Origin of the sequence: Bosea sp. AS-1 (assembly GCF_002220095.1) — a bacterium.
Classification (GTDB): Bacteria; Pseudomonadota; Alphaproteobacteria; order Rhizobiales; family Beijerinckiaceae; genus Allobosea.
The window spans coordinates 1831275-1847993 of sequence record NZ_CP022372.1 but is presented as its reverse complement, the minus strand read 5'-3'; the positions used below and the strand labels follow the sequence as shown (position 1 = coordinate 1847993).

At 64.8% G+C, this 16719-nt stretch carries 13 protein-coding genes; 7 read left to right on the top strand and 6 right to left on the bottom strand.

Annotation, left to right across the window (positions count from 1 at the left end):
* The first annotated feature begins 2 nt into the window (after positions 1 to 2).
* The 5 genes from CE453_RS10445 to CE453_RS10430 all read left to right on the top strand — a co-directional run bounded on the left by CE453_RS10445 (position 3) and on the right by CE453_RS10430 (position 8052).
* Positions 3 to 3167 carry an efflux RND transporter permease subunit gene (locus CE453_RS10445; RefSeq protein ID WP_089174530.1) on the top strand — a complete coding sequence of 1055 codons (3165 nt, stop codon included), beginning with the start codon at positions 3 to 5 and terminating at the stop codon, positions 3165 to 3167.
* Positions 3164 to 6319: an efflux RND transporter permease subunit gene (locus CE453_RS10440; protein ID WP_089174529.1), complete on the top strand. Its 3156-nt coding sequence runs from the start codon at positions 3164 to 3166 to the stop codon at positions 6317 to 6319. Before CE453_RS10445 ends, CE453_RS10440 begins: the two co-directional genes overlap by 4 nt.
* A 105-nt stretch (positions 6320 to 6424) precedes the next feature.
* On the top strand, positions 6425 to 7111 hold the full coding sequence (locus CE453_RS28940) for an RNA polymerase sigma factor (protein ID WP_198302313.1): 687 nt from the start codon (positions 6425 to 6427) through the stop codon (positions 7109 to 7111).
* Positions 7112 to 7195: 84 nt separating this feature from the next.
* Positions 7196 to 7723: a DUF4142 domain-containing protein gene (locus CE453_RS28935; RefSeq protein WP_198302312.1), complete on the top strand. Its 528-nt coding sequence runs from the start codon at positions 7196 to 7198 to the stop codon at positions 7721 to 7723.
* Positions 7720 to 8052 carry a plastocyanin/azurin family copper-binding protein gene (locus tag CE453_RS10430; RefSeq protein WP_157732984.1) on the top strand — a complete coding sequence of 111 codons (333 nt, stop codon included), beginning with the start codon at positions 7720 to 7722 and terminating at the stop codon, positions 8050 to 8052. The genes CE453_RS28935 and CE453_RS10430 overlap by 4 nt, the downstream gene beginning before the upstream one ends.
* A gap of 187 nt (positions 8053 to 8239) precedes the next feature.
* On the opposite strand, the gene CE453_RS10425 is transcribed toward CE453_RS10430, so the two are convergent.
* Together CE453_RS10425 and CE453_RS10420 are read right to left on the bottom strand one after the other, a co-directional pair.
* Complete coding sequence (locus tag CE453_RS10425; RefSeq protein ID WP_089174528.1) at positions 8240 to 9070, bottom strand: alpha/beta fold hydrolase; 831 nt, start codon at positions 9068 to 9070, stop codon at positions 8240 to 8242.
* Positions 9071 to 9662: 592 nt separating this feature from the next.
* Positions 9663 to 10532, bottom strand: a complete 870-nt coding sequence (locus tag CE453_RS10420) for a LysR family transcriptional regulator (protein WP_089174527.1) — start codon at positions 10530 to 10532, stop codon at positions 9663 to 9665.
* A 95-nt stretch (positions 10533 to 10627) separates the two neighbouring features.
* Between CE453_RS10420 and CE453_RS10415 the strand changes: the two genes are divergently transcribed.
* Both CE453_RS10415 and CE453_RS10410 read left to right on the top strand, forming a co-directional pair.
* Positions 10628 to 11377, top strand: a complete 750-nt coding sequence (locus CE453_RS10415) for an SDR family NAD(P)-dependent oxidoreductase (protein WP_089177818.1) — start codon at positions 10628 to 10630, stop codon at positions 11375 to 11377.
* Between the two features lie 35 nt (positions 11378 to 11412).
* Positions 11413 to 11838: a hypothetical protein gene (locus CE453_RS10410; RefSeq protein WP_089174526.1), complete on the top strand. Its 426-nt coding sequence runs from the start codon at positions 11413 to 11415 to the stop codon at positions 11836 to 11838.
* 68 nt (positions 11839 to 11906) lie between these two features.
* Here the strand turns inward: CE453_RS10410 and CE453_RS10405 are convergent, their stop codons facing one another.
* From CE453_RS10405 to CE453_RS10390, 4 genes are read right to left on the bottom strand one after another with little or no spacing between them, the layout of a single operon-like run.
* Entirely contained in the window at positions 11907 to 12605 is a 699-nt protein-coding gene (locus tag CE453_RS10405; protein WP_089174525.1) for a response regulator transcription factor, read from the bottom strand.
* The gene (locus CE453_RS10400) at positions 12589 to 12978 is read right to left on the bottom strand and encodes a response regulator (protein WP_089174524.1); all 390 of its coding nucleotides are present in this window, start codon (positions 12976 to 12978) and stop codon (positions 12589 to 12591) included. Before CE453_RS10400 ends, CE453_RS10405 begins: the two co-directional genes overlap by 17 nt.
* 2 nt (positions 12979 to 12980) lie before the next feature.
* Positions 12981 to 13622 carry a response regulator transcription factor gene (locus CE453_RS10395; RefSeq protein ID WP_089174523.1) on the bottom strand — a complete coding sequence of 214 codons (642 nt, stop codon included), beginning with the start codon at positions 13620 to 13622 and terminating at the stop codon, positions 12981 to 12983.
* Positions 13619 to 16546 (bottom strand): PAS domain-containing protein, encoded by a 2928-nt coding sequence (locus CE453_RS10390; RefSeq protein ID WP_089174522.1) that lies wholly within the window; start codon positions 16544 to 16546, stop codon positions 13619 to 13621. Before CE453_RS10390 ends, CE453_RS10395 begins: the two co-directional genes overlap by 4 nt.
* Positions 16547 to 16719 lie beyond the last annotated feature (173 nt).

Below are 16719 nucleotides of genomic sequence, written 5' to 3'. Positions count from 1 at the left end.
CGATGAGCGTGTCCGCGCCTTTCATCAGCCGGCCCATCGCGACCTCGCTGCTCGGCATCGCGGTGCTGCTCTGCGGCATCCTCGGCTATCTGCGCCTGCCGGTCTCGGCCCTGCCGCAGGTCGACTTCCCGACCATCCAGATCACCACGCAGTTGCCGGGCGCGAACCCTGAGACGATCGCCTCGCTGGTGACGGCGCCGTTGGAGCGGCAATTCGGGCAGATCCCCTCGCTCTCGACGATGTATTCGCAGAGCTCCTTCGGCCTCAGCCAGATCACGCTGCAGTTCGACCTCGACCGCAACATCGATGCTGCCGCGCAGGATGTACAGTCGGCGATCAACGCGGCCGGCTCGACGCTGCCGCGCACCCTGCCCTATCCGCCGACCTATGCGAAGATCAACCCGGCCGACGCGCCGATCATGGTGCTGGCGCTGACCTCGGACACGGTCTCGCTGCGCCAGCTCAGCGACCTCGCCGACACGCTGCTCTCGCCACGCCTCTCGGAGGTTTCCGGCGTCGGCCATGTTTCGATCGAGGGCGGCGTCAGGCCAGCGATCCGCATCCAGGCCGATCTCGCCCGGCTCGCCGCCTACGGGCTCGGCATGGAGGATCTGCGTACCGCCATCGTCAACGCCAATGTCGCAGGCTCCAAGGGCGCGCTCGACGGGAACCATCAGGCCTACACGATCAGCGCCAACGACCAGATCGGCAGCGCTTCGGCCTATCGCGACATCGTCGTCGCCTATCGCAGCGGCGCCCCGGTCTTCCTGCGCGACGTCGCGGTGGTGCTGGAAGACCTCGAAAACAGCCGCGTCGGCGCCTGGTTCAAGGGCAAGACCGCCGTCGTCCTCGACGTGATGCGCCAGCCGGGCGCCAACATCGTCACCACGGTTGCCCAGGTGAAGGAAGAAATCCCGCGCCTGCGCAACGGCATGCCGGCGGGCGTCGAACTGCAGGTGGTCAGCGACCGCACCGAGACGATCCGCGCCTCGATCGCGGACGTGCAGTTCACGCTGATCCTCGCCTGCGCCCTGGTCGTGCTGGTGGTGCTGCTCTTCCTGCGCACGGTGCGCGCCACGATCATCGCAGGCGTCGCGCTGCCGCTCTCGCTGATCGCGACCTTCGCGGTGATGTGGCTCGCCGGCTTCAGCCTCGACAATCTCTCGCTGATGGCGCTGACCATCGGCACCGGCTTCGTCGTCGACGATGCGATCGTGATGATCGAGAACATCGTGCGCAACATGGAGCAGGGCAAGAAACCGCTGAGAGCCGCCTATGACGGCGCCCGCGAGATCGGCTTCACAGTGATCTCGCTGACGGTCTCGCTGGTCGCGGTCTTCATCCCACTGCTGTTCATGACCGGTCTCGTCGGCCGCATGTTCCGCGAATTCGCCCTGACCCTGACCATCGCGGTGGTGGTCTCGGCAGTGGTGTCCCTCACCTTGACGCCGATGATGTGCGCGCGGTTGTTGCGCCACGGCGGCCATGAGCGCGAGAACTGGCTGATGCGGCTGGCGGAATGGCCAGTCTCCGCGATGGCGCGTGCCTACGAGGTTACGCTAGGCTGGGCACTGAAGGCGCGCGGCCTCGTGCTGCTCGCCACGCTCGCCACGCTGGTGCTGACGGTGTGGATGTACGTCGTCATTCCCAAGGGCTTCCTGCCGAGCCAGGATACCGGCCTGCTCAACGTCGTGCTCGAATCCTCGCCGGACGTCTCCTTCAACGAGATGAAGCGGCTGCAGGAGAAGGTGACGCAGGCCTTCGAACAGGATGGAGACGTCACCGGCGTCGTTTCGGTGCTCGGCATCGGCCAGGCGAATGCGACGCTCAACACCGCCCGCATGACGGTGACGCTCAGGCCCAAGGACGAGCGCCGCGACGACGCGGTCACGATCGCGGAACGGCTGCGCGCCGTCGCCGCCGCGATCCCGGGTGCCGTCACCTATGTCCAGCCGGTGCAGGACATCCAGATCACCACCCGCGCCAGCCGCTCGCAATACCAGTACACGCTGACCGGCGCCGACCAGGCGGCGGTGATGGAATGGGCGCGTAGGCTCTCGGAGGCGCTGCGGCGCGAGCCGGTCGTTCGCAACGTCGCCAACGAGACGCAGGATGGCGGATTGCGCGCCCATGTCGAGATCGACCGGGCCAAGGCCGGCCGACTCGGCATCTCGATCCAAGCCGTCGACGACACGCTCTACGACGCCTTCGGCCAGCGCCAGATCGCCACGATCTACGAGCAGTCGAACCAGTATCGCGTGATCCTGGAAGCGGCGCCGCAATATCTGCGCGACCCGTCCGCACTCTCGAAGCTCTACGTCACCGGCAATACCAACACGCAGGGCCAGACCAATGCGGCTGGTACCGTCACGGTGACGCAGAACAGCGTGCAGGTGCCGCTCTCCTCCTTCACCCGGCTGATCCGCGAGACCGCTCCGCTCTCGATCGCGCATCAGGAGCAGTTCCCGGCCGCTACGATCAGCTTCGATCTCGCTCCGGGCGAGGCGCTGGGCGACGCCGTCAAGATGATCGCGGCGGTCGAACGCGAGATTGGCATGCCTAGCACGATCTCCGGCGCCTTCAGCGCCGATGCGGCAGAGTTCAACCGATCGCTCGCCAATCAGCCCTGGCTGATCCTCGCCGCGGTGGTGACGATCTATCTCGTGCTCGGCATCCTCTACGAGAGCTATGTCCACCCCTTCACGATCCTGACGACGCTCCCCTCCGCCGGCGTCGGCGCGCTGCTCGCGCTCGTGCTGACCGGCCGCGAGCTCTCGATCGTGGCGCTGATCGGCATCATCCTGCTGATGGGCATCGTCAAGAAGAACGCGATCATGATGATCGACTTCGCGCTGGAGGCCGAGCGGCATGAGGGCCTTTCGCCGGAGGAGGCCATCGTCAAGGCCTGCCTGCTGCGTTTCCGGCCGATCATGATGACGACACTCGCGGCACTGCTCGGCGCCCTGCCGCTGGCGCTGGCGACCGGCACCGGCAGCGAATTGCGCCAGCCGCTCGGCATCACCATCATCGGCGGCCTGCTGCTCAGCCAGCTTCTGACGCTCTATACCACGCCGGTGATCTATCTCGCGCTCGAGAAGATCCGCCGGCGTCTCGGCGGCGGCCCCGACGGCGTCGTGCCCTATCCGGATCCGGAGGCAGCCGAATGAGCGACGCCCCCGGCGAGGACAAGGGCTGGAAGACGGTTCGGGGCCTGTCGGACGCCTTCATCCTGCGCCCCGTCGGCACCACGCTGATGGCGATCGGCCTCTTTCTCGTCGGCATGGTCGCCTACATGTTCCTGCCGGTGGCGAGCCTGCCGAGCGTCGACTTCCCGACGATCCGCGTCTTCGCCAGCCGGCCCGGAGCCGACCCCGCGACCATGGCCGGCAGCGTCGCCGCGCCGCTCGAACGGCGGCTCGGCTCGATCCCCGGCGTCACCGAGATCACCTCCCGGAGTTCGCTCGGCTCAACCTCGATCGTGCTGCAGTTCGACCTGACGCGGAGCGCCGACAGCGCCGCCCGCGACGTGCAGGCCGCCCTCAACGCCGCCGCCACGGATCTGCCCGGCGACCTGCCGACCCTGCCGCAGTTCCGCAAGGCCAACCCCAACGCCGCGCCGGTCCTGATCCTCGCCCTGACCTCGGACACGCTGACGCCGAGCGCGATGTACGACGCGGCCGACACCGTGATCGCCCAGCGCATCGCGCAGATCGAAGGCGTCGGAGAGGTCACGGTCAACGGCGCCGAACAGCCGGCGATCCGCGTCCGCGTCGACCCTGCCCAGCTCGCTGCCATGGGCCTGAGCCTCGACACCATCCGTACCGCCATCGTCAACGCCAACACGGTCTCCGCGGTCGGCTCCTTCGACGGCGAGCGGCTGAGCGAGACCCTCTCGGCCAACAACCAGATCCGCCAGCCGGAAGACTACGGCAACATCGTCGTTCGCTCGGCCAAGGGCACCGTGGTGAGGCTCGCCGATGTCGCGACCGTCGAGCGTGGCGTGCGCAACAGCCGCGCCGCCGGCTGGTACAACGGCAAGCCGGCGATCCTGATCACCATCACCAAGCAGGCCGACGCCAACGTCATCGACACGGTCGACCGGGTGAAGGCGCTGCTGCCCGAAGTCGAGCGCTGGGTGCCGGCCGGGATCGACGTCTCGATCATGTCGGACCGCACCGTCACGATCCGCGCCTCGATCGCCGACATCCAGCATACGCTCCTGATCTCCATCGCGCTGGTGATGCTGGTCGTCTTCCTGTTCCTGCGCCGCACGACGCTGACGATCGCGGCCGGCGTCACCGTACCGCTCTCCATCGCCGGCACCTTCGCCGCGATGTGGGCCGCCGGTTTCACGCTCGACAATCTCTCGTTGATGGCGGTGACGATCTCGGTCGGCTTCGTCGTCGACGACGCCATCGTCATGATCGAGAACATCGAGCGCAACGTCGCGCGCGGCATCTCGCCGCTGCGCGCCGCCCTGCTCGGCGCCGGCCAGATCGGTTTCACGGTCGTCTCGATCAGCCTTTCGCTGATCGCCGCCTTCATCCCGCTCTTCTTCATGGATGGGGTGGCGGGTCGCTTCTTCCGCGAATTCACCCTGACGCTGACTTTCGCCATCCTGGTCTCGACGGCGGTCTCGCTCAGCGTCACGCCGATGGTCTGCGCCCATTTCCTCAGGGGCGGGCCTCACGCCCCCAGCCGCTTCGACCGCATCGTCGAGCGCGTGCTGGCGGGGATGACGGGCTTCTATGCCCGCACGCTTGGGGTCGTCCTGCGGCACAGCTGGCTGATGCTGATCGTGATGATCGCGACGGTGGCGCTGACCGTGCAGATGTTTCGCAGCGCGCCGAAGGGCTATTTCCCGCAGGACGATACCGGGCTGATCATCGGCTTCACCCAGGCCTCGACCGATATCTCCTTCCCGGCCATGGCGCAGCTCCAGCAACGCGGGGCGGCCATCGTCTCGAGCGACCCTGCGGTCCTCGGCGTCGCCTCCTTCATCGGCGGCGGCAGCGGCTCGGTGAATACCGGGCGCTTCTTCGTCAGCCTGAAGCCGCTGGAGGAGCGCGGCCTGAGTTCCGCCCAGGTGGTCAACCGTTTGCGCGGGCGCCTCGGCTCCATCCCCGGCCTGCGTATCTTCCTGACGCCGGTGCAGGACGTGCGCGCCGGCGGGCGGCAGGGCCGCTCGCAATACCAGTTCACGCTCTGGGACCCGAACCTGCCCGAGCTGGAGGAGTGGGTACCCAAGGTGCTGGAGCGCCTGCGCACCCTGCCCGAGCTGGTCGACGTCTCCACCGACCGCGAGCAGGGCGGGCTCGAGGCGCAGGTCGTGATCGACCGCAACAAGGCCTCGCAGCTCGGCGTCGCGATCCAGGCCATCGACAATGTCCTGTCCGACGCCTTCAGCCAGCGCCAGATCTCGACGATCTACGGTGCGCGCAACCAGTATCGCGTGGTGATCGAGGTCGCCCCCTCGCGCAGCCGCGACCCGAACGACATCCTCGATCTCTACGTGCCCGGCCGCAACGGCACGCAGGTTCCGCTACGCAGCCTGGTCAAGGTCGAACGCGGCACGGCCCCGCTCGTCATCAACCACCAGGGTCAGTTCCCGGCCGTGACCATCACCTACGACCTTGCTCCCGGCGTCGGCCTGCAGGAGGCGAGCGACGCCCTCGTCGCCGCCGTCGAAGGCCTGCACATGCCGGCGTCGCTCAGGGCCGAGTTTGCCGGCGATGCCAAAGCCTTCGCGCAGGGGGCCGGCAGCCAGGGCATGATGATCCTGGTCGCGATTCTCGCCGTCTACATCATTCTCGGCGTGCTCTACGAGAGCCTGATCCATCCGGTGACGATCCTCTCGACCCTGCCCTCGGCGGGGCTGGGCGCGCTGATCGCGCTGCGCATCGCAGGCGCGGACCTCACCATCATCGCCTTCATCGGCATCATCCTGCTGATCGGCATCGTCAAGAAGAACGGCATCATGCTGGTCGACTTCGCCATCAGCGCCGAGCGGCAGCGGGCGATGTCCTCGCGCGAGGCGATCTTCGCGGCCTGCCTGGAGCGCTTTCGGCCGATCCTGATGACGACGCTCTCGGCCATGCTGGGCGCCGTCCCGCTGATGATCGCGACCGGGCCGGGTGCGGAACTGCGCCGCCCGCTTGGCATCACCATCGTCGGCGGCCTGATCCTCAGCCAGATCCTGACGCTCTACACCACGCCGATCATCTATCTCTGGATGAGCAAGCTCGGCATCCGTCGCCGCGCTGCTCCCGCCGAGCCCGCAGCCCCCTCTCCGGCCGGAGGTGACGCCGGCGGAGCCTGACCAGAGCCGACGGCTGCTGACTGGCGCAGCACGCAGGCGATCCGCCGACATCGGGAACCTCGCGAGCGGGATGGCATCCAATCCTCGCTCGACAGGAGAACAGCGATGCCAACCGCGCCGGACATACCTCTTTCCGCTCTCGTCCAAGACGAGGCGGCGCTCGTCGGCCGCGCCGCGGCCGGCGACGCGCAGGCCGTACGGCTGATCATCAAGGCGCACAACCAGCGCCTCTACCGACTCGTCCGGGCGGTCCTGCGCAACAATGCGGATGCGGAGGAGGTGTTGCAGGAGGCCTATCTCAAGGCCTTCACCCATCTCGCCGGCTTCAGCGGGGAGTCCTCTCTGGCGACCTGGTTGTCGCGGATCGCGCTCAACGCCGCATTGATGCGGCTGCGCGCGCGGAAGCGGCAGAAGCGCGCACCCGAACCCAGTCTCACGGAGGCGGAGATCATTCCCTTTCCGCTCTCCTCTTCCACGATCGACCCGGAGCGCATCATGGCGCAGCGACAGCTCCTCCAGCTGGTCGAGGAAGCGACCGACGCGCTTCCGGAATCCTTCCGCCTCGTTTTCGTCGCGCGCATCATCGAAGGCCTGAGTCTGGAGGAGACGGCGGCGCTGCTCGACCTGCCGCCCGCGACGGTGAAGACGCGGCTTCATCGCGCCCGCAAGCTGATCCGCACCCGGCTCGAAGCGCAGATCGGGCCTGTGATGATCGACGCCTTTCCCTTCGCCGGAACACGCTGCGACCGGCTGACGGAAGCCGTCATCGCGAAGCTCGGCCTCGGCTCCTAGCGGGAACCTCCACGGGACGCCGGCATCGAATGCTGGTGTCAACCCAAACCGGCAGGCCACCCGCCGGTTGCCATGGAGGCTTCGATGAAAACCGCTCTTTCCACGTTCGGTGCGGCCTGGCTCGCGCTTGCCGTCGCCGCCGGGCCCGCCAGCGCCGCCGACAAGCCGACGGACCCGCAGATCGCGCATATCGCCTACAGCGCCGGCGTCATCGACGTGCAGGCGGCGAAGCTCGCCCTGTCGAAGACGAGGAACGCCGAGGTCAAATCCTTTGCCCAGTCGATGCGGAAGGACCACGAGGCCGTCAACGACATGGCACTCGCCCTGGTCAAGAAGCTGCATGTGAAGCCGGAGGACAACCCGACGAGCCAGGCGCTGGCCAAGGCCGCCAAGCAGAAGGCTGCCCAGCTCCGCAAGCTCAAGGGCGCCGCCTTCGACAAGGCCTACATCGCCAACGAGGTGGCCTTCCACAAGCAGGTCAACGGCGCCCTCGAGACCCTGCTCATCCCGTCGGCTCAGAACCCCGAGCTGAAGGGCCTGCTGGAAACCGGGCTGAAGCTGTTCCAGGGCCACCAGCAGCACGCCGAACATGTCGCGGCAGAGCTGAAATGACGGGTGGCACTCTCAACCGGCGGCAGGCTCTCGCCGTGGGCGCCGCCGTTCTCGCTGGCGGCCGTTTCGCCAGCGCTCATGACGGGAAGGTGCATGTCACGATCGACAAGCTCGTCTTCATGCCGGCCGAGATCGAGGTGAAGGCCGGCGAGACCATCGAATGGATCAACAAGGACCCGTTCGCCCACACGGCAACCGTCAAGGGCGGCTGGGACGTCCTGATCCCGCCCGGCAAGACGGCAATGCATGTCGCAACCGCCGGGGACACGGTCGAATACTATTGCCGGTTCCACCCCAACATGAAGGGGCGGATCAAGATCGCGGCCTAGCGGAGATGTCGGAGAATGGTGGGCCGGGCCGGACATATCTACGAACACGTATATAATTGAAATTGCGTTATAATTTTTTCAGCTGCGGCCACCAAAAAGGCTGCCCACAAAGTCAGCAGCCACTTGAGGTTGGCGCTCTCGAACTTGAAGGGAGCGGTCATATTGACCAGCTCCCTTCAACGTTACCTTAGCTGTGGATGAAAGACAGCAAATCCCGATTGATCACGTCGGCGTGAGTGGTCGCCATTCCATGGGGATAGCCGCTATACACCTTGAGCGTCGCCTTCTTCAGCAGCTTGGCCGAAAGAGGGGCGCTATCCTGGATCGGAACCACCTGATCGTCGTCGCCATGCATGATGAGCGTCGGCACATCGACGAGCTTGAGGTCCTCGGTGAAGTCGGTCTCGGAAAAGGCCTTGATCCCGTCGTATTGCGCCTTCGCGCTCCCCGTCATGCCCTGTCGCCACCAGTTCTGGACCAGGCTGGTTTTGACGTCCGCGCCCGGGCGATTGAACCCGTAGAACGGCCCCGCGGCGACGTCGACATAGAACTGGCTGCGGTTGGCGGCGAGGCTCTTCCTGAAGCCATCGAAGACCTCGATGGGCAACCCACCCGGATTTCTGTCCGTCTTGAGCATGAGCGGAGGCACGGCGCCGATGAGAACGAGCTTTGTCGTGCGCCCCTTCCCGTGACGAGCGACATAGCGCGTAGCCTCGCCCCCGCCGGTCGAGTGGCCGATATGGACGGCATTGCGCAGGTCGAGATGGTCGACGACGGCAGCGGCGTCAGCGGCGTAGTGATCCATGTCATGACCGTCCCCAACCTGGCTCGAACGGCCATGCCCACGCCGATCATGAGCGACGACGCGAAAACCCTGTGCCAGGAAGAAGAGCATCTGGGCGTCCCAGTCGTCGGAGCTCAACGGCCACCCGTGATGGAAGACGAGCGGCTGGGCCGATTTCGGCCCCCAGTCCTTGTAAAAGATCTCGACCCCGTCTTTGGTCGTCACGTAGTTCATGCGTTTAGTCCTTCTACTGTCCTGAAAGGGCGTGGCGGGAATGGCAGGCCGTATCGAGGCCGGAAAGGAAAGCGCAGCCGCCGCGCTGGCGCCGGCATGCATGAGGACCCGCCGGCTGATGCCAGTCGAACCGACAAATTCGTTGTTCGGCATCGGAGCTTCCTGAGGAGGGATGGTTGACGATGCGAAGCTCGCGAGAACGCTTCACCTGATGGACGCCTCTTCCCCCCAATCGAGGTTCTCGATCGGACGGGATGCGGGGCGAATGAGGCGCTCGCCGTAAGTTTCGGCCTTGGAATTCACGGATTGAAGATCGCCCCGTGAAATCGGAAGGCCTGCAAACACTCGTAAATTCTCGACTTTACTTCAATAATCTAATTGTAGATCAGACCTACAGGAAGAGGCAGGCAAAAATACAATTAGGTATATAGATACCTATGCTTGCGCACATTTTCCCGTTGGATCATGCTGCTCAGCAAAACAGGCTCTGTTTCCTGCCAGCGCGAGAATCGATAGCGATACAAATGGGGCGCTCCCCGGCGCGACCACGATGGCCCGCCCCGACGGCTCCGGGCTTGCCCGCGCGACGTGCCTACCGCCAGCGTGGCACCTCGGATTCCAGGAAACGGAACAAGGCTGCGGCGCGTGCTGGAACCGACCTGGCGAAAGCATGGAGAATTTGAACCCGGACCGACGGCAAGGGCTGGTCTGCCAGGACTGGAATGAGTTGACCCGCCTCCAGTTCGGCCGTCACCGAAGCGCGCAGCAACTGTGCGATCCCCAACCCGTTACGCGCCGCGATCCGCATCGCCTCGCCGCTATCGGTGTCGAATGTCCCTTGAGGTGTGATCTGCTCGCCGCTTGCAAACGCAATGGGAAAGGGCCGTCCGTGCAACAGGTAGCGGACATGGTCGTGATCCGAGAGCGAAGCGACCGTCTCAGGAACGCCGCGCGCGGCGAGATATGATGGGGAGGCCACGAGGATCATCGGCAAGCGGCCGAGCGGCCGGGCGATCAGGCCGCTATCGGGGACCTGGCCGATCCTGATCGCCGCATCGTATCCCTCGCGGATCAGGTCGACGCGGCGATCGCTCATGCTGATGTCGAGCGTCACGCCCGGATGTTGCTGCCGGAAGCGCTCGGTCAAAGCCTCGACGATGAAGCGGCCGAAATCGGCGGGAACGCTGACGCGCAATCGTCCGGCCGGGCCGGAACCGGAGCGTAGGCTCTCCGTCGCTTCATCGAGCGCCCGGACCAGAGGCGCGATCCGCTCGAAATAGGCTTCGCCCTCCGGCGTCAGCCCGAAGGCCCGGGTGGAACGGAGGAAGAGCCGCGCACCAAGCCGCCGTTCCAATCTGGCCATGCTCTTGGATACGGCGGAAGGGCTCGTGCGCATCACACGCGCACCGGCAGTGAATGACCCAGCTTCCACGACACGCACGAAAATGCTCAGGCCCTGCATGGCTCGGACACCATGGAACAACTGAAAGGACGCATGGAGTGCTGGGCAATCGGCCCGGCCATCATCACGTCATGGACCATCCAACGGAGGTCCATATGACAAGATTGACAAACAAGGTCGCCGTCATCACCGGCGGCAACAGCGGCATCGGCTTCGCGACTGCGAGCCTGTTCATCGCCGAAGGCGCCCGCGTTCTGATCGTCGGTCGACGGCGAGATGCTGTCGACGAGGCCGTGAACAGATTGGGGCGGCAGGCAACGGGGCTGACCGGCGACATCGCAGATCTCACCACGCATGAACGTGTCGCCGCGTTCATCGAGGAACGTTTCGGACGTGCCGACATCTATGTGGCGAATGCGGGCGGAATCCGTATCCAGCAAAGCGCAGACGTCGCGCCCGGAGACTATGATGCGCAGTTCTCCGCCAACGCTCGCGGCACCTTTTTCGGCGTGCAGAAGATCACGCCTTTGCTGCGCGAGGGCGGAGCAATCCTCCTGACAAGCTCGATTGCCACGCACAAAGTCCTGGACGGCCACGCCGTCTACGCCGGCAGCAAGGCTGCGATCGAGGCATTTGCCCGGAACTGGGCGCTCGAATTCAAGGACCGGCGCATTCGCGTGAATGTGCTCAGTCCCGGCCCGACGAACACCCCGATCCTGGAAAAGCTCGGCCTGTCGCCCGACGCGCGGCCCGAGGTCGAGGAACAGGCAGCCCGGATGATTCCGTTCGGCCGGATTGGGGACGCCGAGGATCTGGCGCGGGCAGCCCTTTTCCTCTGCTCCGACGAAAGCGCCTTCATCACAGGCGTCAACCTCGCCGTGGACGGCGGGATCACCCTGATCTGAACGGGCCGGTCCCTCAAGAAAGAAAGCCATCAATCATGACCGCAAAATATGATCCTGAAATCGACGTGTTCATCGGGAAGGTGGTCGAATACGGTAGCCACTACCAGACCGACAGAATGGAAGCCCTCTATACGAGCGATCAGTCGATCCTCTTCGTCAGCGGCAAGGGGCATGTCGAGCGCGCCCCGCGTGCCGCGGTGATGGCGGAATTTGCCGCTCGCGGTGCCGCCGGCGACGCGCCGCTGTCGACCGAGCATCGGGTCCTGCATGTCGAGCAGCAGGGCGACCACGCAACGGCACTGCTGTACCGGCGAATGAGCCCGCACGCGCCGCCTGCGCTCTATGAGCTACGGCTGCGCAAGGAAGCCGGAAGCTGGCAGATCGCGGGAGAGACTGTCACTGCTTTTCCCCATGCCGAGGATGCCGACGACTTCCTGCCGAAGCGCCAGCACGCCGCCTGACGAAACCTCGCGCCCCCTGGAAAAGGGGGCGCATCATCATTGCGCCGTCGCCCGGTTCGCGCATGCGGTCAGGCTGCATTGGCCTCCTTCTCGGTGACCGGCAAGGCTTCCCACGCGCGTATGAGTTCTCCGATGGAGGCAACTTCCATTTTCCTCATGAGGTTGCCTCTGTGCAGCTTGACCGTTACCTCGCTGATACCGAGATCGTAGGCGATTTGCTTGTTGAGGCGTCCCCGCGCCACTTCGTACAGGACTTCTCGTTCTCGCGGCGTCAGCGTCCGCAGACGCTCAAGATAGCATTTGACCCTGGCCGCTTCGATCCTTCGGGCCGCGTCGAGCGCTATCGCCGTTCCGACGGCATCCAGAAGGGTCTGATCGCGAACCGGCTTCGTCAGGAAATCGACGGCGCCGGCCTTCATGGCCTGAACGGTCATGGGTATGTCGCCATGCGCAGTTAGGAAGATGATCGGCTTGGGATTTCCCCGGCTCGTCAGATGATGCTGGAGATCCAGGCCGCTCGATCCAGGCATACGCACGTCGAGGATGAGGCATCCGGGGTTTTCGAGCACGTTCGTCTGAAGCAACGCTTGTGTCGAGCTAAAGGAAACCGCCTCGAAACCGGCGGACAGCATCAGTTCGGATAACGCTTCGCACACCGAGGCGTCGTCATCGACAATGATCACGAGAGGGTGGCCTGTTCCGCCGTTGCGGTGCGCGGCGGATGGCTCCAACCTCCAAGAGAGTGATCGGTCAGCGATCGCATTCATTGTCCACCTCTCCTTTGTTCAGTGCGTTTGCAATTGCTGCGAGCAGTGTCTGGCCGTCGAACGGCTTGCAGAAGAACGTTTTCACAGCCTTGGCCCTGATCTGCTCCGCGATTTCGTGGCGGCCAGTAAGCAGGAAGACCGGCAATTCCGGGCGCTCCCTGTTCACGAAGTCGCGCAACTCAAATCCATCCATGCCGGGCATGCCGATATCCGTGATCAGAAGGTGCAGACCGGAGATACCGGACCGGATCAGTGCCATCGCGGAGGAGAAACTGCGGACCGCATAGCCGGCCGATTCGAGCAGGTCCTCCAGCGATTCGAGCAATCTCGGATCGTCATCGACGACAGCCACGACGTGTTTATGCTTGTCCAAACTCAGTTTCCTCCCATCCGGCGCGAATGCTGGATCGGGATTTCCAATCGCTCTGCGATACGCACCAGGTCGGCGAGCGATGACGCCGCCATTTTCCGCATGACGCTTCTTCTATGGATCTGGAGAGTGACTTCGCTGATGCCGAGCTCGGCGGCGGCCTGCTTGTTGAGGAGCCCGCTCACCACCAGGGGAAGGACTTCACGCTCCCGCGGCGAGAGTTCGCAATAGCGTTGTCTCAACAGCGCGAGCTCGGCGCGCCTTATCCTTGTCTCCCGATCCTGCGCGATCGCTGAGCGGATTGCTCCCAGCAGCGCCGTATCGCTGAAAGGCTTGGTCAGGAAGTCAACGGCACCATGCTTGATGGCGCGGACCGACGAAGGAATGTCGCCATGTCCCGTGATGAACACGATCGGCGGATAGTCTCCCTGCGCGATCTGCCGTTGCAGCTCGAGGCCGTTGATATCGGGAAGCTCGACATCGAGGATGAGGCAGGCCGGGAGGTCGGGCTTGTCCGCGCGGATATAGTCGCCAGCCGACGGGAACAAGGCAGACTGGACCCCGTTTGCCGCCAGCAGCTCGCCTAGCGCTTCCCTGAGAGCCTCGTCGTCGTCGACGACGAACACGATGGCGTCGTCAACGGTCATGATTTGCTTTCGCTTTCAACAGGCAAGGTGAAGATGAACGTCGCCCCACAAGGCTGATTGTTCTCGGCCCAGAGATGCCCGCCATGGGATTCGATGATCGTACGCGATATCGCCAGCCCCATGCCCATTCCGTTGGATTTGGTCGAGAAGAAGGGCTCGAAGACTTTCTCCGGAGCGCCGATGCCCTCACCTGTATCCCGCACCTCCGTCCTGACGAGGTCGCCGGCGCGCATGGATCGGATCTGAAGCACTCCACGCGGTGCAGACTCCATCGCCTCCATTCCGTTGCGGATCAGGTTGACGAGCACCTGCTGAAGCTGGATCCGGTCCAGGGCCAGTGGCGGAAGCCCGGCCTCGACGTCCAGCGCGATGCGGATGCGGCGCCGGGTCACTTCCTCCGCCATCAGATCCCGCGCCTCGCCAATAATGGTGTCGAGCTGGCAAAGGCTTCGCGCCTCGACCGTCTGCCTGAACAGCGCGCGGACCCGGCCGACGACGTCGGCGGCGGAATTCGCGTCGCGGATGATGCGTTCGACCGTCTTCTGCGCCCGTTCAAGATTGGGCGGGTCCGACGTGAGCCAGCGCTGACAGGCATGCGAGTTAGCGACCACGGCGGCGAGCGGCTGGTTGACCTCATGGGCGATCGATGCGGAGAGCTCCGCGAGGCTCGCCGCCTGCGCCGCACGCGCCAGCCGCTCCTGCGTCAGGGTCAGCGTTTCCTGCGCCCGCACCTGATCTTCGATGTCGAAGCAGATGCCGTTCCACTGGACGATCTCCCCCTCGACGTTCCGCATGGCCGCGGCGCGCGTCTCGACCCAGCGATATGCGCCATCCGCCCGCCGCAGCCGGTGCTTCATCGCGTAGGGGGACCCCGTCGCCAGCGAGGACGCATATCTCTCCTTGACGATGGGGAGGTCGTCGGGGTGGATGATCGCATCGAGGGTGCCGGTCAGGCGCGCTCTACCCTCCTCGTCCTTGTCCTCGAGCCCGAAGCCGAGGAACGCGCGCAGCTTCTCGCTGCGGTAGATCGGCTCCCCGTCCGGCGTGGCGCAGTAGATCAGCGCAGGCAACGTCTCAACCAGTTGGCGCAGCGAGCGTTCACTCTCCCTGAGCGCCTCCTCCACCCGGAGCTGATCGTCGATGTCGTGGGACAGTCCGTACCACTGAATGATGGTGCCGCCTTCATCGCGCAGTGGCTCCGCGCGCCCGTCCATCCAGCGATAGATGCCGTCGTGGCGGCGCAGGCGATAGCGCATCGCGAAAGGCTGACCACTGAGCAGGCAATGCTTCAGCTCGGCCCACAGGTGCTCGGCATCGTCCGGATGAATGGCAGCCCTCAGCGCCGCCGCATATTGCTCTGTCGCCGGTTCTTCCGGATCGCTTTCCTCGACGCCCAGGAAATCGATGAGGCGGCGGTTGAAGAAATTCGGCTCGCCGGCCGGCGTCAACTGCCAGAGATAGCTCGGTACCAAATCGACCAGCCGTGTCAGCTCCTGCTTGCGGAAGTGCAGCTCCGTCTGCGTGGTGATCAGATCATGGATGTCGACGGAGACCCCATACCACCGGACGATCTCGCCCGCCTCGTTCCGCAGAGCTTCAGCACGCGTCTCGGTCCAGCGATAGCTGCCGTCGGCGCGATGCTGAAGATATTTGATGTTGTACGGAGTTGCCGTCACCACGGATTTGGCGAATGCCTCCCCCGCCACATCCATAAAATCGGGATGAATTATCTCCTTCAACGATAGAGAACCGTCTGGGGCGGTAACGGTCTCAAGCGTTGCGCCGGTCACCTCCGTCATCCGTTTGTTGAGATAAGCGGGATGTCCTTCGGCCGTCATGCTCCAGATCATGGCTGGAACCGTGTCGATCAACTGCTCCAGATGCTGTTCCCTGGCCCTCAGGGCGGCCTCGGTCTTCTTGTAGACGTCGATGTCGATCGAGGTGCCGAACCAGCCCGTGATGCGCCCCGCGCCGTCCCGTGTCGGCCGCGCCGAGATGCGGTGCCAGACATAGTAGCCCGTCGCGCGCAGCATGCGGTACTCGATGTTCCACGGCTCGCCCGTCTTCAGGCAATGGCGCAGCGTCGAGGCGGCCCGGCCGACATCGTCCGGATGCACACCGCGCATCCAGCCGACCTCGCCGCCATCGATGAATTCACGATCGTCGAGACAGCGGTTGAGGTCCTCTAGCGCCATGTCGATGACGATCTGGGCGGCGGGCGTGACATAGGTGAACCTCCCCGCCGCGTCGAAGGCCCAAGCCTTGCCGTGCAGGCTTTCGATCACCTTGGCTGCCTCCACCGCCTCCACGGTCTCACCGAGCGATTCCGCGACCGTCCAGCGATCGCCCGGCTTGGCGACCATGGCATCCACATCGACGCTGACGCCATAGCCCGGCTCGGCGCGCAGCTCGGTCCAGCGGTAGCTGCCGTCCGGTTGGAGCACCCGATAGCTCGTCACCTGCGGTACGCCTGTCCAGAATGCGTAGGCTGCGGCTTGTGCGATCGCAGGCCGGTCATCCGGATGGACCCAGCCGTGGCGCGCGCCGTCAGGGGCGACATCTAGCCTGTTCGTCGGTCCGGGCGCTTGCCGATCCGGGGCTCCGAGCCAACTGCCGCGACAGGACGGATCGGGATCGGGCACAAGGAGCAGGCCTATACAAGCGGCTACGGCGATGAACGCGCCGAGCCCAATCGCGACCTCCCGGGTGGCGGGATAGAACAGTGCCGAGCAGGCCGCCCCTACAAAGACGATCAGTAGCCCGACCCAAAGGGACCGGAGCATATATCCCCGAACATAGAGGAAAAGAGCACCGACGGGCGCCGCGAGGCCGAAAGGGCTATTGGTCAACCAACAGGCCGCGAGACCGACGACCAGCGTGACGGACAGCAGGGCGGGCGGCGTTCGACGAAGCGCTGCGATCATGATCGGGCTGCTCCTTTCGGAGACGGAATGCCTGGAAACCGTCACGGCTTTGTCGGCAACTATTCGCCGACGAACCGGCCGACTGATTCACCCGAAAATTAACGCCGGAAGGCTTCCACTGCACTTATGGAAATCCATGACTTGCAAGGAAGTTGACTGCTGGAGCGACGGAG